Source organism: Paenibacillus lacisediminis (assembly GCF_046567315.2).
This window is the reverse complement of record NZ_JBKIAX020000008.1, coordinates 200236-222386: the sequence shown is the minus strand read 5'-3', so window position 1 is coordinate 222386 and position 22151 is coordinate 200236. Positions and strand designations below refer to the sequence as shown.

Genomic DNA, 22151 nt, shown 5'->3' with positions numbered 1-22151 from the left:
TTGCGCATCATTGTAACTGATTGTACCTGACGCAACGTACTGATTGGATATATCCAATAGAATTGGAAATTCGATGGAAAATACAAACGCCAGATTGGATATTTCCAACAGATTGGGCTTGGCGAGGCGCAAAACGGGTGGTTTGAGCGAATTCTAATGGATTTTTTCCAATATGAGCTTCAGGCCGTAATGGATTTGCCTCAATCTATTGGATTTTTTCCAAGGAACTCCCTGCAAAACGAAAGAAGCATCCTCACCGCTATTCGGCGGATTGGGATGCTTCTTTATTAGTTCAACCTAATTCTCGCCCGGTCTCCGGACGATCTCCAAACCATCCACGTGCCGTTTGCCCATCAGCTTCCGCTTTTTGCGGTTTTCCTTGCTGTCGAACACAATATCGAAATCATAATCGTCGGGATACAGTTCTTCTTTTTTGATGTAGGGCTTGAGCCGTTTATGGTTGACCTTGATCCGCTGCTTCTGCACGAGCACCTCGACGATGCCCCGGTTGTCCTGCGGCGCGCTGACAATGCCGAGCTTCCCGATCGAAGTGACCATCACCGAGTCGCCCACCTCGAAAACAGGCGATTTCTTTGGCGCCGGCTGCTCTGGGGCGGATGAGGCCGCAGCTTGTTGATCCCGCTGCCCGGCCGGGTCCGTCCCCGGTTTGCCCGGGCCGGGCTCGGAGGCGGCATGCCCGGCTAAGGCTTGCCCGGCCGTGACGGGTCCGGGTTCCGCGCCGGCCAAAGCCCCAGGCGCCGCAACCTCCGGCTCCCCAGCCTGCAAAGGCAGCCCCGGTGGCGGCGCAGGCTCCGGCAAAATGTCGTCCCACAACGCCGAGCTTCCGCCACCTTCCGCAGCCTGGCGGCTGACGATATGCTGCGACCGCTCCACGATGCCCGGGGCGATCCCGAGCCGGCTCGCGATCTCGAGCGCGTAGCTGCGGCCGGCCTGGCCGATCGTCAGCCGGTACAGCGGGCGCAGCGTCTCCGCGTCGAATTCCATGCGCGCGTTCTGGAAGCCTTGCGCCCGGGAGGCAAACGTCTTCAGCTCGTTAAAGTGCGTCGTCACCAACACCGTTGCTCCTTTGCGCGCGAACTCCTCCAGGATGGCGATCGACAGGGCGATGCCTTCGCCGGGATCGGTTCCCGCCGCCAGCTCGTCGATCAGCAGCAGCGTGGACGGACCGGCCTCGCGCAGCATCGTAACGAGCGCGCTGATTTGCGCGGAAAACGTGCTGAGCGACTGCTCCAGGTTTTGCCCGTCGCCGATCACGGCCATAATGCCGCGGTACACCGCGAACCGGCTGCCGGGCGCCACCGGTACGAGCAGACCGGACTGAACCATCAGGGCCAGCAGTCCGAACGTCTTGAGCACAACGGTTTTGCCGCCCGTATTCGGGCCGGTGATGATCAGCGTCCGGTACTTCCGGCCGATCTCCATGTCCAGCGGAACCATTGTCTGCAGCAGCTTCGGATGTTTGGCCCCGCGAATGACGGTGTGCCCGTCCTCGCCGATCTCCACCGCTACGCCGCCGATCGCCGCCGCATACTTCGCTTTGGCGAAGATGAAGTCGTACGTCCCCGTAATTTCAATATTCCGGTAAATCGCCTCGGCTTCCCGCTCAACCAGCTCCGCCAGGTAGCCGAGCACCTTGGCTTCCTCCCGCGCCTCTTCTCCCTGCAGCAGCTCCAGCTCGCTTTGCAGCGCCGACACCTCCTGCGGCTCGATAAACACCGTTTGCCCGCTGGTTGACTGATCCAGCATACGGCCGTTCACTTGCTTGTAGTAATCCTTCCTGACGGGGATGACGTACCTGCCGCCGCGCACGCTGACGATGTTTTCCTGCAAAATCGCGGCATGGCGGGCCATCACGGACTGGAGCTTTTTCTGAATCCGCTCTTTTACCACCGCGATCCTTTTACGGACTTTCTCCAGCTCCCGGCTTGCTTCATTCGTAATCACCCCGTGCCGGATGCAACGCAAAATTTCCTGCTGCAATGCTGGTAAATCCCGCAGGTCTTGGGCGTAAACGCCAATTCTCCAGGCCAGTTCGCCTTTGGAGGCCATATACTTCTTCAGTTGGCCGCAGCTGTGGAGAAAGGTTTGCACCGCCGTCAGGTCCTGCTCGGTAAACAGATACCCGGTGCCCAACAGCGAAGCCACCAGCTCGATTCCATCCAGTGAAGGGAGCGGAACGCTGGCCCCTTTTCCATATAGGGCACGCGCCTCCGCCGTTTCCGCGATCGCCCGTTCGATCGGCCGTTTCTCCTCCAGCGGCGCCAGCTCGGCGATCCGGTTTCGCCCTTCATACGATACGGCGTAACTCATCAGCTCCTGTTTGATGCTCTCGTATTCCAGCATGTGAAGCGAAAATTTTTCCATGTCCAAAACCTCCTCATTCTCGGTTCATCCTTCCATCCGGGTGCGCAAAAAAAGGCAAAGGACAGCACGAATGCCATCCTTTGCCTATACCTCTCCCGCTATATGCCTGTTCCCCCGAAAAATGCAAAAAAGCCGCGCTGAATACAGCACGGCTTACATTCCAAAGCAACAGGCAGCGCTAAAGGCACTGCATGATGTTCCGCGTGTGTTCTTAACTAAATTCAACAGACCGAAACAAGAGTACGCTCAAACAGACGTACGCGCCTAGCATCAAACAGCCGCGAGGTCGCCCTGAATGCTTCCCTAAAAACCCGCTATCGGTCCATATGAAATTTGATTAGTTAAGAACATTCACCGACATCAAAATCTCTCCCGTCCAGAAGGATACCTCTAATTTAGCAAAAACCGCCGTAACAAGTCAATAATGAGAACTAACGCAATTTTAACAAAGCCATGTTTGGGATATCTTGTTAAATGAGTGAATTGAATTATTTTATTCTTTCTCCTAATTCATGTATTATATTAGGGGTGTTAAAATGTAAAGCCAGTATTAAACAGCGTAACAAAGCGGAAAGGAAGGAACACGCCGTGTTACAATTCAACCGCATCCGGCTGGCCAACATCAAGCCGTTTGTCTTTTTCTCCGTCATCATGATATTGAAAATTTACATCGTTTGGATCACCATCTTTGACGAAGTTCCCGCCTGGGGGCCTTTGCTGCGGGAAATCCCCTTTATTTGGGCGCTGTTCTGCCTGATCGAATGGTTTTCTTCCAAGCGTAAAATCGGCCTTTATCTGACCGTCAACTTTATCGTCACCGCCATTTTTTTTGCCGCAGTTATGTATCATAAATATTACGGGGTCATCGTTAATTACCATGCCCTGGATCAGGTCAATCAGGTTACCGCGGTCAAACACAGCGTATTTTCCTTGCTGGCGCCGTACTATCTGCTGATTTTTCTCGATATCGTCATCATCGGCTACTGGCTCCTACGCAAAAAAAGAGCCGAGCAGCTCAGAAACTTTTTCAACTTAAAAAAGACCAGCACCGGTGTGATCGCGGGTATTTTTGCGGCTTCGGTGCTCCTGTGCATCTTCAACATATGGCCTAATCGCGCCAGCATGAACGAAATCAAGCAAGCGGAGAAAATGGGTATCCTGAACTACGAAACATATACGATTTTTTCCGGCAAAAAAGAAGATCTCGTCGACAGCAAACAGATTACCCAAGCCAAAATCGACCATCTTAAAGGGATTACGCAGCCGGCCCACCCGAAATATTTCGGCGCGGCCAAAGGCAAAAACCTGATCATCATTCAATTGGAGTCGTTCCAAAATTTCCTGATCAACCTGCAGGTCGACGGCCAGGAAGTCACGCCGGTCATGAACCGGCTCGTGAAGGATAACATTTATTTCAAGCATTTTTATCAAATGGTCGGACAAGGCAACACCTCGGACGCCGAATTCGTCGTGAACACCTCGTTTTACATTCCCTATAATGAGGCGGCCACGCAAAACTATCCGGACAAGGAGCTGCCCAGCCTGCCGAAATTGATGAAGTCGCAGGGCTACGACACCGCTACATTCCACACCAATGCGGTCGATTTCTGGAACCGCGGGGAATTGTACGCCGCTTTGGGTTGGGACCGTTACTATGACCAGAAGTTTTTCGGCACGGACGATATGGTCTTCTTTGGCCCGTCCGACGAGGTGCTGTACAAGAAAACCGCGGAAGAGCTGGACAAAATGCAACAGGGCGGCAAACCGTTTTACGCTCAGGTTATTTCGATGACGGCGCACCATCCGTTTACGACACCGCACGAGAAGGACAAAGTCCAACTGCCGGAACGGTATCAGGACAACATGGTTGGCGACTATTTGCGGGCGCAAAGCTACGCCGATTACGCGCTTGGCCAGTTTATCGACGATCTGAAGCAAAAAGGCATTTGGGATAACAGCGTTGTGGTCATTTACGGCGACCACCTCGGCCTGCCGATGTATTCCCTGGACAAACACGGCCTGGAACTAATGCAGGAAATCTATGGCCGGGAATACAGCTATCGCGACATGGTCAACATCCCGCTGATCATTTCCGTCCCGGGCGAATCCCCGAAGGTGATGGAAAACGTCGGCGGCCAGGTTGATATTTTGCCTACGGTGGCCAACCTGTTGGGAGCGTCTTTGGACGATCACATTCATTTCGGCGAGGACATCCTGAATCAAACGGACTACAATCTGCTGCCGCAGCGTTACTACCTGCCTTCCGGTTCGTTCCTGAACAACAAAGCTTTGTTTATGCCAGGGGTTTGGTACAACGACGGGACCCAATACCCGCTGGCCAAAGACGGCGTAAGCCAGGCTTTGACAACGGAAGACGAATACAACCGGGCGCTCGAGCTGCTCCGTCTCTCCGACAGCTATGTACAGCAGCTTCCGGACCGTGTTAAGAAAGACAAGGAATAACATGTATAAAGATAGCTGCCCCACGGCGCGCGAGCTGCCTCTGTTGTAAAACAGGAAGCAGCCGCCAGCCTGGGACAGCTTTTTTGTGTCGCTCGCGGAGATGCCGATTCTAACGGACACCAGCGCCGCTATTTCGGCGAAATCCAGGGTTTGCGCGATGTAACGGACACAGTAGACCTTATTTGGCGTTCTGGAACGTATTTTCGGCCTTTTTCCAGCAAATAAGCGCATTTCAGTCCGTTAGAAAATAAAGAGCCGTGTTTTCGGGCAAATAAGGTCTCTCACGTCCGTTAGCCATAGGCAGTGTGCGGTCGAGCCGGTAATTAGCCGCATGCAATGTACAGCCTAGTCCGGTAGTTAGCCGCATACAGCGTGCGGTCGAGCCGGTAGCCGGTCACAACACAACACTGCATCACAACGCCGGGCTCGCCACACCGTCCAGCGGGGTGCCCCCCGGCGGTTTCCCTTCCCTGCTCAGGTCGGCTTCTTTCATCCGCAAGTATTTACGGCCCCGCCAGCGAAAGTACGACAGGATGCCGCGCACGTATTCATCGGTGATCATGCTAAGGTAGATCGCGATGATGCCCCAGCCCATGGAAACGCCAAACCAATAGGAGCAGCCCGTGGCGATCAGCCACATGAAGATCAGGGAGATGACCATCGTATATTTTGTGTCCCCAACCGCGTTCAGCGAGTTGCCGATCGCCATGTTGACCATTTTGCCTGGCTGCAGCAACAAATTCAGCCACAGCAGCGTAACGCACAACGTCAAAATCTCCGGATCTTTCGTAAACACGCCCATCAACGCCGGACCAACCAATACGAGAATAAAAGCGTTGACGATCACCAGCGGGAGCCCGAAGGCCAGCACGCGGTATACCGCGCGGTAAGCCTCCTTCGTTTTGCCGGCGCCGTACAGGTGGGCGATCTGGATTTGCGCCGCCATCGCCAAGGAGAAGCCCAGCATGAAGCAAAACGATTCCAGCGTATTCATGTACGTCCTTGCCGCGAGCTCGGTGGAACCGAGGATAGCGAGGAACGAAAAAATCGCAAGCTGCGAAAATACCCAGCTGGCCGAATTGACGCCAAGCGGCCAACCGATGACCAAAATTTCCTTGAACAGTTTGCGGTCGAAGACCGGCAAATCCCTAAATCCGATACGCCGCTGGAAGGTGCCAAGGAAAATCAGCAGCAGGACCACCGTTGCAATCAGCCGGCTGATCACGGTCGAGATAGCCACCCCGGTCAACCCCCACTGCGGAAAACCGAATGCGCCGAAAATAAAGCAATAGTTCATTGCGATATGGATGATGTTCATTCCTACCGCCGTGTACATCGGTCCTTTTGTGTTTCCGGTATTGCGGATCGCCGTTCCAAGCATGGAGATCATGGCTGTCAGGATCATACCTCCGCCCACGATCGAAATGTACACCTCCGCCATCGGCAGTAATTCTTCCGGCAGCTGCAGCGCCCGGGCGATCGGCTTCGGCACGGCGATCAGCAAAATGCTGAGGAAAATGCCAATGTACCCCGTCACTTTAAAGGCGATGATCGCTACGGTCCGGGCGTCTTCTTCCCGGCCGGAGCCTATTTTTTGCGCGATTACGATGCCGGCGCCGCTGGCGATGGTGGCAAACAGCGTCGTAAGCGCGTTAAACAACTGATTGGAGAATCCCACGACCGCGACCGCGTTGTCGGAAATCCGGCTGACCATCAACGTGTCGACGGTGCCGAGCAAAATTTGCAGAAACAGCTCGATAAAAATCGGCCAGGCGAGCAGCCAAAGGGAAAACTTGTCTCTTTCGCCGCCCTTGATTTTCTTCATTATTACAACCTCCTGCAGAATGTGAAACGGCTTTCACGCCCACCTCTATCTTGTTAGCACGAAACACATTATAGATGTTATATTGATATTAATGTATCAATGAATCAACTCAATCTTTTAATATTCCAACCTAAGAGGAGCTGGCGTTTTATGTCTCCGATCATCGAATTTACCGCGCCTCCCCTGCCGCATTATATCGTCAGCGGGGCTACGCCCATGCCAGTCGGCAGCAAACATCCCAGCCGGCAAAATATCGGCGCGTTTGACCTGCTCGTCGTCGTTTCGGGCTGCCTGTATGTTGGTGAAGAAGGCCGGAATTATGAAATCGGCGCGGGCCACGCTTTGATCCTGCGGCCGGATTGCTATCATTACGCCGTAGAAGGCTGCCGGGAAGAAACACTGCATCATTGGCTGCATTTTCAAATTCTCGGCGATTGGCGCGTCGTCGAAGAGGAGGAATACCGGCAACAGCAGGGAAGCTATGGGGACAAGGAAACGCCGGGGCCGCCGGCTTTGCCCCTGTTCTCCGCGACCTCCTATACCGTGCCGCTCCCGCAGTACACGAAACTCGCCCAACCGCAAAAACTGGCCGCCGCGATCAGCGAGCTGACGGAGATGAACCGGAGCATTCACTTAAGCGGCGTCCGGCTCAGGCAGCAGGCCTTGTTTCAGGAGGTCATCGTCCAGCTTTCCGCCTCCGCCGGCGGAGATGCGCCGTCCCCGCAATCGGTTTGCGCGGAAGCGGCCGCCTCCTACCTGCGCGAGCATTACCGCGAGCCCTTTTCCGCCACAAAGCTGGGCGAAAGCATCAACTTCCATCCCGTCTACATCGCCCGCTGCATGCAAAAAGTGTTCGGCTGCCCGCCGGCCGTATATTTGCTGCGCCTGCGCATCCAGCAGTCCAAGCTGCTGCTGCTGCAAACGGACCTGACCGTAGAGCGGATCGCCGAGCAGGTCGGCTTCAACACCGCCTCCTATTTCACCGCCTGCTTCACGAAAATGGAAGGCCTGTCACCGCGGAAATACCGGCAGCGCTTCTTTTGGAGCAAACATTAGCTGCCGGTTTTAAAACTCCAGCGAAAACATAAGGGGAAAAAATGTCGCTATTTCGGCGGTATTGCCCATTTTTAGATAAATAGAGGAGTTTAATGGCGCTATTTTCTCGAGTCGCAGGGAGATGGCTGCTTTTTGCCCTGTTCATTGGAAAATAAGGCCAAAAACTTCCGCTAAGTGTAATGGACACGCTTCATTCCGGAAAATAAGACCATAAAGTTCCGCTATTTTATGTGTGTGTGGCGGCGCTTCTCTCTAAGACAAAAAAAGGCTGTCCAAAAGCAGATTTGTCTGCTTGGACAGCCTGAACGCCGACTTATTTTTTGCCCGGATCGATATCCTGCGGCCGCAGCCCTTCCCAAATATTCGGGATGTTGACCTGTTCCGGATGCTCGAAGACGAGAAAGGCGGTCGGGAGATACCGCTCCCCGTATTCCGAGGACGGCTTGTTGACGATTTCCCCGCCTTGTTTCACCAACACGGTGGACGACCCGCCGTCCAGATTAGCGGCGATCACCGCGCCGTGCTCCAGCATGATCTGCTGCACGTCATACAGGCTCGCGCCGATGCTGTAGCCCGGCTGGCGCCCGTCGATCACGACGAACAGAATCGCGCCGTCTTCCCTTTGCCCCATCGCCGTTCGCGGCGCGATGCCCCAGCCTTCTTTCTGGTTACGGATCTGCCCCTTGCCGTTGACGATGATCCGCGGCTGGAACGTGACGGCTTCCTGAATCCCAAGCTCCTTCAACTCCTCCAGCGTATACTTCCCGGCGACCATCTTCCCCTGCTTGTCCAGTCCGACCACCTGGGTGGACGTTTTGGAGCCGAGGCCGTTGTAATAAACCTTGCCTTGTGAAATCACAAGCCCGATCGGCTTAAAGCCGTTGCCTTTCCAATTCGGGTCGGCGAATCCCCCGCCATTGACGCCGGCGACGGCTCCGGTCCGCTGCACCATGCTGGACACCTTCTCGCCTTTGCCGCGTTTGGCCGGGACGCCAAGCCGGATTTTCGTCGGGTCGTTGACGGTCATGACGTATCCGTGATAACCGCTCCCCGAAACCTCTTCGATTTCGATAAGCGGTTTTTCTTCTTTAGTTTCTTCCTGCTGCGGGACCGCGATCGTATGGGTATCCTTCTCTTCGCCCATCTGCTCGAATTGCGCTTGATAAGCGGCCACCCGCTTGTCCAGCTCCGCCTGCCCGATAATATATTTGGCCCAATGCCGGTGCTGCGTCGTAATCAAGGTATCGGCCATAAGGAATCGGACGTTATTGCCGGAAGGCGTAAAAAACAGCCAAATCGCAGCCGCCATTCCGATCCATAACATCACTAAAAACACTCGTGAGGAAAAATAGATAAAGCCGCGCTTCCGCCGTTTTTGCGTTTTTCTGCGTTTTTGCCCCCGTTTCCCCCGTTTAACCGAGGTCCGGCTGGGTAAAGATGCTGTGGGCATGTCGATTTTCCCCTTACCTTGTCTAAGATCAACTGATGCTTATATAACGAATACTCCGGTACGAAAGTTTCAGTGACCGAATAATTGCCACGTTTTTCTCTCATACTTAGCATGATTCCAACCTATTACAGGAGGCATAAACGCATGTCCGCAATTAAATTTGCAATCGTGTATTACAGCTCCACGGGAACCAACCATAAGCTGGCCAAGATGGCGGAGGAAGCCGCCAAGGGCAACGGGGCTGAAGTAAAGGTGATGAAAGTCCAGGAACTCGCGCCGGAAGCGGCCATCAACGGCAATCCGCAATGGAAAGCCCATGTGGAAAACACCAAAGACGTCCCCGTCGTCACGCTCGACGATCTGCAATGGGCAGATGCCGTGCTGTTCAGCGTGCCTACGCGGTTCGGCAACGTTCCGGCGCAAATGAAGCAGTTTTTGGACACGACCGGCGGACTGTGGTTTCAAGGCAAGCTGATCAATAAAGTCGTCAGCGCGATGACATCAGCCCAAAATGACCACGGCGGTCAGGAAGCGACGATCTTGTCATTGTATACCACGATGTACCATTGGGGAGCCATCATCGCGGCACCGGGCTATACGGATCCCGTTCTGTTCACGACAGGCGGAAATCCTTACGGCACAAGCGTCACCGTCGATCAGGACGGTAACATGACCGAAAACGTTCAACCCGCCGTCGCGCATCAGGTGAAGCGGATGCTGGAGATCGCCGGCAAACTAAAAAGTTGAAGGAAAATGGATAATTTTTCATATGTGGGGTTTCTATCCCGAAAAAAACAAGGCCCCCTACGGTTTGGGCGGCCTTGCCGTACGTTACTCGAACACGGGCAACACTTCTTTTACTTGCGGGCGGCGACTTTATCCCATTCTGTGTCCAACTGATTCAAGTAGGCGCCGGCATCCTTCTTTTGCAGGAATCCCTGGATCAAAGAGTCGAGCTTTATAGCTCCCGGAACATAGTGGTCCGCGAAGTCGGAAATTTGCCCGGCCGTGAACGCTTCTTTGAAGCCGTCCATGATCGGATCGTCCTGCGTAACCCCGGTGATTGCCGGGAACGCCTTCTGTTCGTCGATGTATTGCTTCACATTATCGGGCTGCAGCAAAAATTGAATGAATTTCATCGCTTCTTCCGGATGCTTCGTATTTTTCGAAACCGTCAGCAGCGTGTCCACCCCGGAAATCACTTTGTTTTGCGCCGGATCGTTGGTCGCCGGGAGCGGGAACACGCCGAGTTCAATCGAAGGGTTGGCTTTCTGAATTTCCGGTATTGCCCATACCCCTTGCAGATACATCGCGGATTCACCCTTGGCGAAAGCGGTGTTGCCGTCATTGTAACCTTTGCCGAAAATATCCTTCTGCCCGTAATCAAGCAGCTTCAGCTGCTTCTCGGCCACTTCCTTTAACGTATCCGCAAACTTCACCGTGCCTTCCTGACGCTGCTTGAAAATATCGGTGCCGGCGATGCTCGGCTCAAGGGCGTTGAACGGCACTAGCGTGGTCCAGGAATCTTTATACGTGAGATAAAAGGCGTTTATCCCTTCTGCTTTGAATTTCTCGGCCACGGCGATGAATTCGTCCCAGGTTTTCGGTACTTCGACGCCGGATTCCTTGAAGATTGTCTTATTGTAAATCACGCCGCTGGCGTTGGCGGAGAACGGAATCCCGTTCAGCTCCGCGGAGCCCGTCAGGTCGTTCAGCATTTTGATATAAGCCGGTTGAATCGTCTGGACGAGCGGATCGTCCGTAAAATCCTTAAACATGCCGCCGGCGGCCAGCGTCTTGAACGTGTCGGTGGCCCCGATCCCTACGACGTCCGGGATATCCTTTTTCGCCGCGCGGGTTTTCAGCACGGTTTCAGCGTCAGGCGGATTAACTTGGGTCACCTTGATGTCCGGATTGGCTTCGTTAAACTTGGCGATGAGCTTGTCGAACGTCGCTTTGGCTTCCGTTTTATTTTGGAAAAATTCGATTTCGACCTTCTTGCCGGAGGAACCGCCGGAGGTTTGGCCCGCCGCCGCTCCCGTGTCATTTCCGGAGCCATTGCCGCAGGCGCTGAGCAGGGATACTGCCAGCAGGCCAGTCAATACGGGTGCTATTATTTTCTTCATCGTCTTAAATCCCCCTGATCAAATTGGAGTGGAAAACGTAAACGTTTACGTAAATGGCCCTGCTTTCTGGCGTTGTTTGCCCATTCTAGCCGATTCCTGATGTCCCAAAAAAGCCAAGGTTCAATACGTAAACGCTTACCAAGAATATATAACCGGGATTTTGGTTTGTCAATGCCCTTTGAAAAAGCCCTTCCCTCCATGAAAAAAACGAAGTTGACAAAATAAAAGGCGCGTTCTAAGATTTGAGTAAGCGTTTACGTTGGATGCCGCTCGTTCCTGCGTAAGCAAAATTTATTGCAGACGGGACTGGTAAAGAAAATGAACCCCACCATCAAGGACGTGGCCAACAAAGCCAATGTCTCTATCGCGACTGTGTCGCGGGTGCTCAACAACCTGCCCGGATACTCGGAAAAGACGAAAGATAAGGTGTTTAAAGCCATCGAAGAAATCGGGTATCAGCCCAATGCGATCGCCCGCGGTCTGATCAATAAGCGGACGCATACGATCGGTGTCATGTTTCCCACCGTGTCCAGTCTCTTCTCTTCGGAAATTCTCCGCGGGGTGGAAGACTACGCCCAGGACAACGGCTACAGCGTCGTGGTGTGCAATACCGATTCTGATGGAAAGCGGACGCTCAAATATTTGCAGGTGCTGCGGGAGAAGCAGGTTGACGGCGTGATTTTTTCAAGCGAAGTGTTGAAGAAGGAGTACTATCAAGCATTAAAAAAAATGCAAATTCCGTTCGTGCTGGTCTCGACGGAGTCGAATTACAAGAACGTTCCGTACGTGAAAGTCGATGATTATAAGGCTGCCTTTGACGCGGTTCAGTATCTGATCCGGATCGGCCACCGGAAAATCGCCTTGATCGGCGGGACGAAACATGACAAAATCGCCGGGGTCACAAGAATCGAAGGTTACAAGAAGGCGCTGGAGATGTACGGCCTAACTGTTGACCCCGCTTATATCGCTTACGGGGACTTCTTATTCGAGAGAGGCTGCGAAGCGATGGAAATCCTGTTGCGGAAGGCTCCGGATATGACCGCCGTGTTCGCGGCCAGCGACGAGATGGCCATCGCCGCCCTTTCCGTAGCCGCCAAGCATGGGATCAAGGTTCCGGAGGACCTGTCGATTATAGGGTATGACGATCTCAAGCTGGCCCAAATGGCGGTCCCTCCTTTGACCACCGTCCGCCAGCCGCTGTATGACATGGGGAATCTGGCATCCCAGAAACTGATCCGTATGATCAAAACCGGCGAAACCGAAAGCAGTCGGATTATGGCCCATTCGATCGTGGAAAGACAGACGGTAAAACCCTATGCCTGATGTCTTTTTTTCGCGCAAAACGTAAACGTTTACGTTCATTTTCCATACTTCATTCCGTTTTGAGGAGGACCACCCATGACCAAGCGCCGCACGGCCTTTTATTGGATGACTTTGCCCGCTCTGCTGCTGTTTTTCGCCTTTCACACCTACCCGGCCCTGCAGGGGATATTTTACGCCTTTACGAACTGGGACGGCTTTAGCGACGGTTATGAGTTCGTCGGGCTGAAAAATTTCATCAACGTATTCAAAGACACCAATGTGCTCGAATCGTATATTTTCACATTCAAGTACGCGATCGTTTCAACGATTCTCATCAATGTTATCAGCCTGGTGATCGCGCTTGGGCTGAATGCGAAGATCAAAGCGAAAAACTTCTTCCGCGCCGTTTATTTCCTGCCGAACGTGCTGGGTGTTTTGATTATCGGCTACATTTTCAACTACCTGTTTTCCAACGCTTTTCCCGTTTGGGGCGAGAAGCTGGGCAGCGAGTTTTTCTCGACCAACCTGCTCGGAAACGCCGACTGGGCTTGGGCAGGCATCGTCATCGTCGGTGTCTGGCAGTCCATCGCCTACAATACGATCCTGTACCTGGCCGGGCTTCAGACCATTCCGAACGATCTTTATGAAGCCTCAAGCCTGGACGGCGCATCCAAATGGAAAGAGTTCTGGAAGATCACGTTCCCGATGCTCGCTTCGTTTTTTACCATCAACATGGTTTTGGCCATGAAGGGCGGGCTCATGGTGTTTGACCAGATCATCGCGCTGACCGGAGGCGGCCCGGGTACGGCTACCCGCTCGATCGCGCTGCTGATTTACCAAGGCGGGTTTACCGGCGGCGAATTCGCTTACCAGTCGGCCAACGCGGTCATTTACTTTATCGTCATCGTGGCGATTTCCCTGTTCCAAATCAAAGTTCTGCAAAGACGGGAGTTGGATCAATTATGAGAAAACCTACAAACTGGCTGGCCACGGTTCTCATAGCGCTGGGCTCTCTGTTCATCCTGTTCCCGCTCTATATGACGGTGAGCATCGCGCTCAAAAATCCGGAGGAAATGGCGAAGTCGATCTTCTCGCCGCCCACGGGACTGCACTTCAGCAACTTTGCGCGGGCCATCGAAGCGACCGGTTTTTTTCATGCGTTGGCCAATAGTGCCGTTATCACCGTTGTATCCGTCGTTTGCATCCTGTTGACCAATTCATTGGTTTCTTATGCGATTGCGCGGAATATGAACCGCCGTTTTTTCAAGCTGCTGTATCTCTACTTTGTCAGCGCGATGTTCATCCCGTTTCAGATCATCATGCTGCCCGTCGTCAAAGTGACGACCGATCTGGGCATGAACAACATTCCGGGCCTCATCATGCTGTACATCGTTTACGGCCTGCCGTTTAACGTATTCGTCTACGTCGGATACATCCGCTCCGTACCGATTGAACTGGAGGAAGCGGCCAGAGTTGACGGGACCTCGACGTGGGGAACGTTCTGGCGGATCATCTTCCCGCTGCTCGCGCCGATCAGCGCGACCGTGGTGATTTTGTCCAGCTTGTCGACGTGGAACGACTTCCTGCTGCCGCTGATCCTGCTGGCCGAACCGGCGCAATATACGCTGCCGCTGGTGCAGTACGTCTTCCAGGGGCAATTCAGCACGGACTACAACCTGGCGTTCGCCTCCTATTTGCTGGCCCTGTTGCCGATGGTTATCGTTTACCTGTTTCTGCAAAAATGGATCATCAACGGCATTACGCAAGGCGCGGTCAAAGCATAGGCTGCAGTTCAACCGGTTACGACTCAACTAAATAAAGAGGAGAGCTCATCATGCAAAAAAAATGGTGGAAAGAAAGCGTAGTGTATCAAATTTACCCCCGCAGTTTTATGGACAGCAATGGCGACGGCATCGGGGATCTGCAAGGCATCGTGTCCAAACTCGATTACCTCATGACGCTTGGCGTCGATGTGATCTGGTTATGCCCCGTTTTCCGCTCGCCCAATGACGACAACGGCTACGACATCAGCGATTACCGGGAAATCATGGCCGAATTCGGCACGCTTGCCGATTGGCGGGAGCTGCTGGACGGCCTGCACGCGCGGGGCATGAAACTGATCATGGATTTGGTCGTAAACCATACTTCCGACGAACATGCCTGGTTTGCCGAATCCCGCAAATCGCCGGACAATCCGTACCGGGATTACTACATCTGGCGCCCGGGCAAGGACGGACGGGAACCAAACGACTGGAGTTCTTTTTTCGGCGGGCCGGCATGGGAGTATGACGAGGCGACCGGTGAATATTTCCTGCACCTGTTCTCCCGCAAGCAGCCCGACCTGAACTGGGATAACGAAGAGGTCCGCCGCGAAGTCTACGAGATGATGGCCTGGTGGCTAGATCAGGGGATCGACGGCTTCCGGATGGACGTCATCAACCTGATTTCCAAAGTTCCGGAACTGCCGGATGCGGAGACGGACGTACGGGACGGCAGCTATCATTTTGGCGGAAAATATTTTGTCAACGGCCCGCGGGTCCATGAATACCTGCAGGAAATGAACCGGGAAGTGCTGTCGAAATACGATGTGATGACCGTCGGCGAGGCGATCGGCGCCAGCCCCGAGGATGCGCTGCTTTATGTCGGTGAGGACCGCAGCGAACTCAATATGATTTTCCATTTTGAGCTGATGGATGTCGATTCCGGTCCCGGCGGCAAATGGGACGTCAAACCCTGGAGGCTTGCCGATATCAAAGCGAACATTACCAGATGGCAGACCTCGCTGAACGGAAAAGGCTGGAACAGCCTGTATTTGAACAATCACGATCAGCCGCGTTTGCTCTCCCGGTTTGGCGACGATGTCCGTTATGCGAAAGAATCAGGGAAAATGCTGGCCACGCTCCTTCATACACTGCAGGGCACGCCTTATATTTATCAAGGTGAAGAAATTGGCATGACCAACGTGAAATTCGCTTCAATCGACGAATACAAGGACATCGAGACGATCAACATGTACAGGGAGTATAAGGCCTTGGGGCATCCGGAAGAAAAGATCATGAACTCCATTTACGTTAAAGGACGCGACAATGCGCGCACGCCGATGCAGTGGAACGCGGAAGGGCAGGCCGGTTTTACGACGGGAACGCCCTGGATCGCCGTCAACCCGAATTACAAGGAGATCAACGTGGAGGCAGCCTTGGCGGATCCAGATTCCCTTTTCCACTATTACCGCCGTCTCATCGAATTGCGCAAACAGCACGAAATCATCGTTTACGGGGATTACGCCTTGCTCGCGGAAGACGATGACCGGGTATTCGCCTATTTGCGTTCGCTCGGAAACGAGCGACTGCTCGTCATCCTGAATTTCTTCGGCGAAGAGAGCAGCTTTGCCCTCCCCGCCGAGGTTGCCGGAGCGGACGCGGCGCTGCTCATCGGCAATTATCCGTGCGAGCCGCTGCCGGATCAGGAATTGTTGACGCTGCGGCCTTACGAAGCCCGAGTGTACAAGTATACAGTATCTTAAAGATGCGATCCCCCGCTGGCGTCGATCAGTTGCCCCGTAATCCAACGGCTGTCTTCGGAAGACAGGAATGCGGCGATATCCGCGACATCCTGCGGCTGTCCCCATCTTCCGAAGATGGAATAGTCCGCGCCAAATTGACGCGAGTCCGGATCCTGGAGCATCGGGGCGTTCATCTCCGTCTCCACGAAGCCGGGCTGGATGGCATTGATCGTAATGCGGCGCGGGCCAAGCTGGGCGGACAAGGACAACGTCAGCGCGTTGATCGCCCCTTTTGTCATGCTGTAGGCGGCAACGCCGGGCAAAGAGATCCGCGTCACGGCCGACGATAGGTTAATGATCCGCCCCTCGTCCCGCAGTCTCGGCAAAGCTTGCTTGACCAGGAAAAACGGGACTTTCACGTTGATGTCCATAAGTTCGTTGAAAACCTCTTCCGTAGTATCCTCAATCGGCAGCGTGGAGGCGATCCCCGCATTATTCACCAAAATATCGAACCTGGTGTCGTACGTACGTGTTTTTAGCGCCACGTCCAATGCCTCATAAAACGCCCCCACGCTTTCGGCATCGCCGAATCTTTGACCTATCGCAAATGCGGTTCCCCCGTTTTGCTCGATGGCGCGGACGACCTCTTCGGCCGCTTCCCGGTTTTGCCCGTAATGGACGGCTACCAATGCCCCTTCTTGCGCCAGACGCATCGCGATGGCTCTGCCGATTCCTCTGCTGGCTCCGGTAACCAGCGCGGTTTTTCCTGTTAATTTCCCCATGTTCCATAACCTCCAAAAATTTAATATTAAATTCAAATAGATTATGGCATAGGGAGGATTTTGTTATGTTGCTCTCTCATTCGTGCCTAACGGAATGCGCGTTAATCCAATAAGGACAGTACCACCGATACGGAATTGTCGGCAAATGACCGTTCAGGGCGCGATTTCAGCAGCACAGTAAGACCGATGAGCGATACAACCAAGGTTTGTGCCAGAGCTTGCGCATTTAAATCCGCTTTAAGCTCGCCGGATTGTACGCCTTGTTCAAGCTTCTCTTGAAATATTACGGCAAGATACACCTCATGTTCCCTCGTAAGAACTTCAAATTTCTTGTCATGAGGCGCCAGTTCCACCATCGTATTGATGCAAAAACACCCGCGATTCTCCCCCCCTTGGTATTCCGCCTCCACCAGACTCTCAAAGTAGGAGCGAAACGCTTCTTTGACGGATACGTGTTTCTGAAGTCTGGCGCGGACATAAGAAGCGTGGGATCCCATATATTTGCGCAGCGCAGCTTCGAACAGCTCCGTTTTGTCTCCAAAAGCCGCGTATAGGCTTGGCCGCTGAATCCCCATTCTTGAAGTCAAATCGGTTAAAGAAGTAGCCTCATACCCTTTCTCCCAAAACAATTCCATGGCAGCCTTTAATGCTTTCTCCGTATCAAATTCGCGAAGTCTGGCCATCGTTACCTCCATCATTAAATATCGATCGGTATAAAATATATTCTATTTTTTAAAGTGTTTATTGTCAATCACAGTTAATATCACAAACAAAAAAGTGTTGACAAAAAAAGTTTATAAACGGTATAGTTTACGATAAATTATGTACCGTTCGGTATATATGATTATTTTTGAGCGATGGAGGATACAAGATGGAAAACGGTCAAGAAAAAATAGCCGAACCTGCCGCTTCTTCTTTCATGTCGTACAAGGTGGCTTTGTTGTTTGCCATCGCCTGCGGCCTAGCGGTTTCCAACGTTTACTACGCACAGCCGCTGCTCGACTCGCTGGCGGAACAATTCGATATCACCCGGTCGTCCGTTGGAATCGTCATTACCGTTACGCAAATTTGCTATGCGCTGGGGCTATTCATGCTCGTACCACTCGGCGATCTTCTAAATCAACGCCGGCTTATCATCGTGATGATGCTAATATCCATAGGGGCCCTTACCGTTGTTGGCACCGCCAATACCGTCACCGTGCTGTTTGCCGGCTTAGCGGTTGTAGGGTTGCTTGCGGTCGTAACGCAGGTGTTGGTATCGTACGCCTCTATTTTGGCCGCCCCGGCCGAGCGGGGAAGCATCGTCGGGTTGGTGACCAGCGGAGTGGTAATCGGCATTTTGCTCGCGCGAACATTTGCCGGGATTTTAACGGATATTGCCGGATGGCGCTCGGTTTATCTGGTCTCTGCAGCTTTAATGCTAATCATGTGTGTAACTTTATACCGGGTACTCCCGCAATATCACGGCAAAAAGGACACGTTACCCTATCCGCAATTGCTTCGCTCGGTGGTTCAATTATTTGTACAAGAAAGAGTGCTGCGCATCCGCGCAGGTTTGGCTTTTCTCATATTCACGGCGTTTAGCACATTATGGACATCCCTGGTGCTGCCTTTGAGCTCACCTCCGACATCGCTATCGCATACCGCAATCGGGGCGTTTGGCCTGGCCGGCGTTGCCGGCGCGTTAGCGGCGTCTAAGGCCGGGCAGCTTGCCGATCGTGGCCTGGGGCAGAGAACGACGGGCTTGGCGTTGGTATTGTTGCTGATATCTTGGCTGCCGATCAGTTATACCGAATACTCCTTGCCTGTCCTGGTCATCGGCATCCTCCTCCTTGACGCGGCAGTGCAAGCGGTGCATGTCACGAACCAGAGTTTGATTTTTGCCGTGCGTCCCGAAGCGCGAAGCCGGCTCACTGGGGGATACATGATCTTTTATTCCATCGGCAGCGCAACCGGAGCTATCGCTTCAACGCATATCTACGCTTACTCCGGTTGGGGAGGGGTATGCCTGTTCGGCGCCGCTGTCAGCGCCATCGCCCTCTTGTTTTGGGCTTTGACCCTTCGGGGCAATTCAGGTAGACCGTGAAGGGGCATCAGAATTCAAATGGAACGCAACCGGGAAAATGCGTAAGCCCTAATCCAAGAAATAACTCTTTCGGAAACTTTTCATCCTCCTCTTACGTAAAAGTTGATAGATATTGTCGATACTTTCTGAACTTTGGAGGTGGGGAATTGAACAGAAACCGGAAACGGGGCGTTCCCATGCTTATCCTTGTCCTGCTCGCCGGCGGGCTGCTTTTTGGTGGCGGAAAACCGGCTGAAGCGGGCTATTGGAACGATTTTTGGAGCGGGGTCAATGAACTGTCGCAACTCCCCTCCGAAGTGAGTGAATTAAAGGCGGAATACCAGAACACTTTGGACAAGCTCGATGAGACGCGGGAAACGCTGGAAAGCTTCCGTCTGCAAAACGAGGAGTTAATGGAGCGGAACAGGGAGCTTGCCGCTACCGTATCGTCCTTGACGGAGGCCCAGCAGATCCGTGATGCCAATGCGCGGAAAATCCGGGTGCTGCTGCTCACCGGCCTTGCGCTGTTTGCGGGCTATTTTATCGTGCTGCGGCTCGTCCGGTTAGCGCTCCGCCGCTAACTGCCGCTACCGGATAGGAGGAGTCGAGGATGGATATTCAAGAATATAACGATCAGCCGGGGGCTGGCGGGCACACGATAACTTTCGACTTGCGCGAATCCGACAAGCTGCATTTGCTGCACCCCGGGCAGGTCATTGCTTACCGGGGCCCCGCCCATCACCGCACCGACAGGCTGATGAATATGAAGGGCATTTACCGGAAACGCAAGCTGTTGCAGGCCGACTTCACGGGGTCCTGCCGGGTAACCGCGACTCTTCCTCCCGCCATCGGTTTGAAACGGATCGAGTTTGCCGGAGAGAGCGATTTGCTGTACGATTTCCGGCATCTCTTTTTTTATACCGAAGGCATCCGTATGGAAAATCGCATTCTCAGCATGAAAAACATGGTGATCACCCGTGACGCGGTGAAAGTCAAGTTTTCCGGCCAGGGACAAATCGGGATTCTGACCCAAGGACAGGTGATCGAGCTGCCGCTGCATCCCGAAGAACCGCTTTATGTGGAAGCCGGACGGGTGCTAGCTTATCCCGAGCACGCCAAGTTGGAGCTCTCCGTTTACGGCAATCATCTGGCCAGCCAACATATGCGCTACCAGTGGAAAATGACTGGCCGGGGCTCGGTGCTGGTTCAATCCGGCGGCCCCGGAAGCGGTGAACTGGCGCGGGATCTGCAGGCGGAGGACGGCATCGTCAAACGTTTCCTGCGCGAGGTGATCCCTTTTGGCGGCGTGTTTATTAAGTGAACGGCCTATTTTTTGATATCTACAGATACGGTCTTATTGTAGGTTTTAATATAATCGAATCCGTCCACCAGTAGGAGCTCCGGTTTGTCCGTGGTGTTAAAAGAATACGTATTCTCCCACAGAATGTTGCCATTTTTCAAATCCCAAGGGCGGGATACGGAAATCGATGACACGGGAACTATTTTACCGCCGGCTTGTATGGATAAATGGTCCGTTTCCAAATGTACAAATTGTTTTCTGGCGATCACGATATCATAGCCTGTATCGGTTTTGGTTACGCTGCGAATCCATATCTTTTCATTTCCTATTTTGACGGATCGGTCTGATGGTGCGGCAAGGGAGACGGGTTCTGCTACTTTCTGAAATCCCGGGAAACTTTCCAGTACAAGTTCAATGGTCTTGATCTTGTCTGTTGGAAGCACATCAAATTCAATTTCGAATCCCGAACTAACCGACCCCATTCCCCGAAATTCCACCTCCGCTCCATTAACATAAAGCTTGGTATCGGCTGAATATCTTGGGGGTTCCTTTAATTCATAATGCCCCTTTACGATGGTTGAAGATGGTGAAGCGGTAATGGAGTCATAGTGGACAGCACCCTGATCGACAGGAACGGATTTGGAAATATTCTCTTTAATGATACTCTTCATCGCTTGAGTAGGGTCAAACTTGAAAGAAATAGGATACGATGCCCGTTCCCCATTGTCCAGCCGCTCACTGAATGTGGCAGTTAATGTTCTGGAGAATGGGCTAACCGGCTCGAATTTATACACTCCCTCGTACCTTGTTTCATCTTTGCTGTAATTGCCATTTCCTTGTGTCGGATTGGAATCGGTCAAGAACCCTTGCAATTGGTCTACACCGTAACGAGCGAAACCATCGTCATCCAATACGGAGCCTGCGGGCCGATCAATGGTGTAATACATTAGAAACGCATTATCGTCGGCAATAACACCGTTAATGGTAATGACAGTACCGTCATTAAGCGTTTTGCTTTGGTTTACCTGTTGTCCGTATCCTTGCTCCGCCACTTCGGAAAAACTCAGAGAGGTCAACTCGCTTTGATTAAGCAACTTACCTCCGTAGTAAGCGAAGGCCGGATATTCAAATATTCCAACGATAAGAATAAGCGCCGCGGCGATTGATGCGGTCCATGCCAAAGCCGTGTTCTTCTTTTTCTTTTTAGCGGGGACATTTTGAAGTGCATTGCGAAGTCTGCCCTCAAGTTCCGGTGGGGCCTGCACCCTGTTCAAGATCTGCTTATGCTCCTGAAATTTCTCCTCGATCGTGTTCATAACGATCACCTCCGATCATGACTTTCAGTTTTTGGATGCCTTGTGAGATCCTTGATTTGATGGTTCCAAGCGGCGCACCGGTCATGTCCGCAATCGTCTGATACGGAAGATCATGAACATAACGAAGTTCGATCGCTTCCCGCTGCTGTGCGTTCAAATGAGATAGCAGCACTTGCATGTCCATCTCGGATTCCGTATAGTGATAAGGATTATCGTCAGCCAATGCGGCAAGTGATGGTCCTCGCTCGTCTTCCAGCGGAAGAAACCGCGCCTTTTTGCGGAGTAACGTTTTGCACCGGTTGACGAGAATGGTTTTGCTCCAGCTGTAGAAGGCATCGCCCTTTTGCAATTGACCAATCTTTTCATACAACGTAACAATCATGTCTTCCATCGCATCCATCGCGTCGTGCTCGTTTCCCATGTATGCATAGGCAAGACGATAATAAGCGTCCTGATCGGCTATGACTAGCTGCAGTAAAGCTTCCTTGTTGCCTTTTTGGGCTTGTTTGACCAGATGGCTTACTTTCATGTCCTCCCCCCTTTTCCTTAATAAGAGATCGCAGAGGTTATAAAAGTTCA

The 22151-nt window shown here is 52.9% G+C and carries 18 protein-coding genes; 10 read left to right on the top strand and 8 right to left on the bottom strand.

Annotated elements, in window-relative coordinates:
* Positions 1-297 precede the first annotated feature (297 nt).
* A complete protein-coding gene (locus ACLD72_RS17505) occupies positions 298-2385 on the bottom strand; it encodes an endonuclease MutS2 (RefSeq protein ID WP_410998652.1) in 2088 nt (695 codons plus the stop codon).
* Between the two features lie 588 nt (positions 2386-2973).
* On the opposite strand from ACLD72_RS17505, the gene ACLD72_RS17500 reads away from it, so the two are divergent.
* Positions 2974-4848, top strand: coding sequence for an LTA synthase family protein (locus ACLD72_RS17500; RefSeq protein WP_410998654.1), 1875 nt, complete (start codon positions 2974-2976; stop codon positions 4846-4848).
* Between the two features lie 412 nt (positions 4849-5260).
* Here ACLD72_RS17500 and ACLD72_RS17495 read toward each other — a convergent pair whose 3' ends face one another.
* Entirely contained in the window at positions 5261-6673 is a 1413-nt protein-coding gene (locus ACLD72_RS17495) for an MATE family efflux transporter (RefSeq protein ID WP_410998656.1), read from the bottom strand.
* A gap of 150 nt (positions 6674-6823) precedes the next feature.
* Here ACLD72_RS17495 and ACLD72_RS17490 point away from each other — a divergent pair, with 150 nt between their 5' ends.
* Positions 6824-7729 carry a helix-turn-helix domain-containing protein gene (locus ACLD72_RS17490; protein WP_410998658.1) on the top strand — a complete coding sequence of 302 codons (906 nt, stop codon included), beginning with the start codon at positions 6824-6826 and terminating at the stop codon, positions 7727-7729.
* A gap of 313 nt (positions 7730-8042) precedes the next feature.
* Here ACLD72_RS17490 and ACLD72_RS17485 read toward each other — a convergent pair whose 3' ends face one another.
* Positions 8043-9179, bottom strand: coding sequence for a phosphodiester glycosidase family protein (locus ACLD72_RS17485; protein ID WP_410998660.1), 1137 nt, complete (start codon positions 9177-9179; stop codon positions 8043-8045).
* Between the two features lie 144 nt (positions 9180-9323).
* Between ACLD72_RS17485 and wrbA the strand changes: the two genes are divergently transcribed.
* The gene (wrbA, locus tag ACLD72_RS17480; protein WP_410998662.1) at positions 9324-9926 is read left to right on the top strand and encodes an NAD(P)H:quinone oxidoreductase; all 603 of its coding nucleotides are present in this window, start codon (positions 9324-9326) and stop codon (positions 9924-9926) included.
* Positions 9927-10036: 110 nt separating this feature from the next.
* Here wrbA and ACLD72_RS17475 read toward each other — a convergent pair whose 3' ends face one another.
* Positions 10037-11305, bottom strand: coding sequence for an ABC transporter substrate-binding protein (locus ACLD72_RS17475; RefSeq protein ID WP_410998664.1), 1269 nt, complete (start codon positions 11303-11305; stop codon positions 10037-10039).
* 318 nt (positions 11306-11623) lie between these two features.
* Here ACLD72_RS17475 and ACLD72_RS17470 point away from each other — a divergent pair, with 318 nt between their 5' ends.
* From ACLD72_RS17470 to ACLD72_RS17455, 4 genes are all read left to right on the top strand, one after another.
* Complete coding sequence (locus ACLD72_RS17470) at positions 11624-12628, top strand: LacI family DNA-binding transcriptional regulator (protein WP_410998666.1); 1005 nt, start codon at positions 11624-11626, stop codon at positions 12626-12628.
* Between the two features lie 75 nt (positions 12629-12703).
* Positions 12704-13573, top strand: a complete 870-nt coding sequence (locus ACLD72_RS17465) for a carbohydrate ABC transporter permease (protein ID WP_251592253.1) — start codon at positions 12704-12706, stop codon at positions 13571-13573.
* A complete protein-coding gene (locus tag ACLD72_RS17460; RefSeq protein WP_251592255.1) occupies positions 13570-14391 on the top strand; it encodes a carbohydrate ABC transporter permease in 822 nt (273 codons plus the stop codon). Before ACLD72_RS17465 ends, ACLD72_RS17460 begins: the two co-directional genes overlap by 4 nt.
* A gap of 50 nt (positions 14392-14441) precedes the next feature.
* Positions 14442-16130 carry a glycoside hydrolase family 13 protein gene (locus ACLD72_RS17455; RefSeq protein ID WP_410998669.1) on the top strand — a complete coding sequence of 563 codons (1689 nt, stop codon included), beginning with the start codon at positions 14442-14444 and terminating at the stop codon, positions 16128-16130.
* Here ACLD72_RS17455 and ACLD72_RS17450 read toward each other — a convergent pair.
* On the bottom strand, positions 16127-16891 hold the full coding sequence (locus tag ACLD72_RS17450) for an SDR family oxidoreductase (RefSeq protein WP_410998671.1): 765 nt from the start codon (positions 16889-16891) through the stop codon (positions 16127-16129). The two genes, ACLD72_RS17455 and ACLD72_RS17450, sit on opposite strands and share 4 nt — an antisense overlap.
* A 101-nt stretch (positions 16892-16992) precedes the next feature.
* Positions 16993-17574, bottom strand: a complete 582-nt coding sequence (locus ACLD72_RS17445) for a TetR/AcrR family transcriptional regulator (RefSeq protein WP_410998673.1) — start codon at positions 17572-17574, stop codon at positions 16993-16995.
* Positions 17575-17762: 188 nt separating this feature from the next.
* On the opposite strand from ACLD72_RS17445, the gene ACLD72_RS17440 reads away from it, so the two are divergent.
* The 3 genes from ACLD72_RS17440 (at position 17763) to ACLD72_RS17430 (ending at position 20277) form a co-directional block, all read left to right on the top strand.
* Positions 17763-18977 carry an MFS transporter gene (locus tag ACLD72_RS17440; protein ID WP_410998675.1) on the top strand — a complete coding sequence of 405 codons (1215 nt, stop codon included), beginning with the start codon at positions 17763-17765 and terminating at the stop codon, positions 18975-18977.
* Positions 18978-19123: 146 nt separating this feature from the next.
* Positions 19124-19537, top strand: a complete 414-nt coding sequence (locus ACLD72_RS17435) for a hypothetical protein (RefSeq protein WP_410998677.1) — start codon at positions 19124-19126, stop codon at positions 19535-19537.
* A 29-nt stretch (positions 19538-19566) separates the two neighbouring features.
* Positions 19567-20277 carry an AIM24 family protein gene (locus tag ACLD72_RS17430; protein ID WP_410998679.1) on the top strand — a complete coding sequence of 237 codons (711 nt, stop codon included), beginning with the start codon at positions 19567-19569 and terminating at the stop codon, positions 20275-20277.
* 5 nt (positions 20278-20282) lie between these two features.
* Here the strand turns inward: ACLD72_RS17430 and ACLD72_RS17425 are convergent, their stop codons facing one another.
* Positions 20283-21572 (bottom strand): DUF4179 domain-containing protein, encoded by a 1290-nt coding sequence (locus ACLD72_RS17425; RefSeq protein ID WP_410998681.1) that lies wholly within the window; start codon positions 21570-21572, stop codon positions 20283-20285.
* Positions 21538-22101 carry an RNA polymerase sigma factor gene (locus ACLD72_RS17420; protein WP_410998683.1) on the bottom strand — a complete coding sequence of 188 codons (564 nt, stop codon included), beginning with the start codon at positions 22099-22101 and terminating at the stop codon, positions 21538-21540. Before ACLD72_RS17420 ends, ACLD72_RS17425 begins: the two co-directional genes overlap by 35 nt.
* Between the last annotated feature and the right edge of the window lie 50 nt (positions 22102-22151).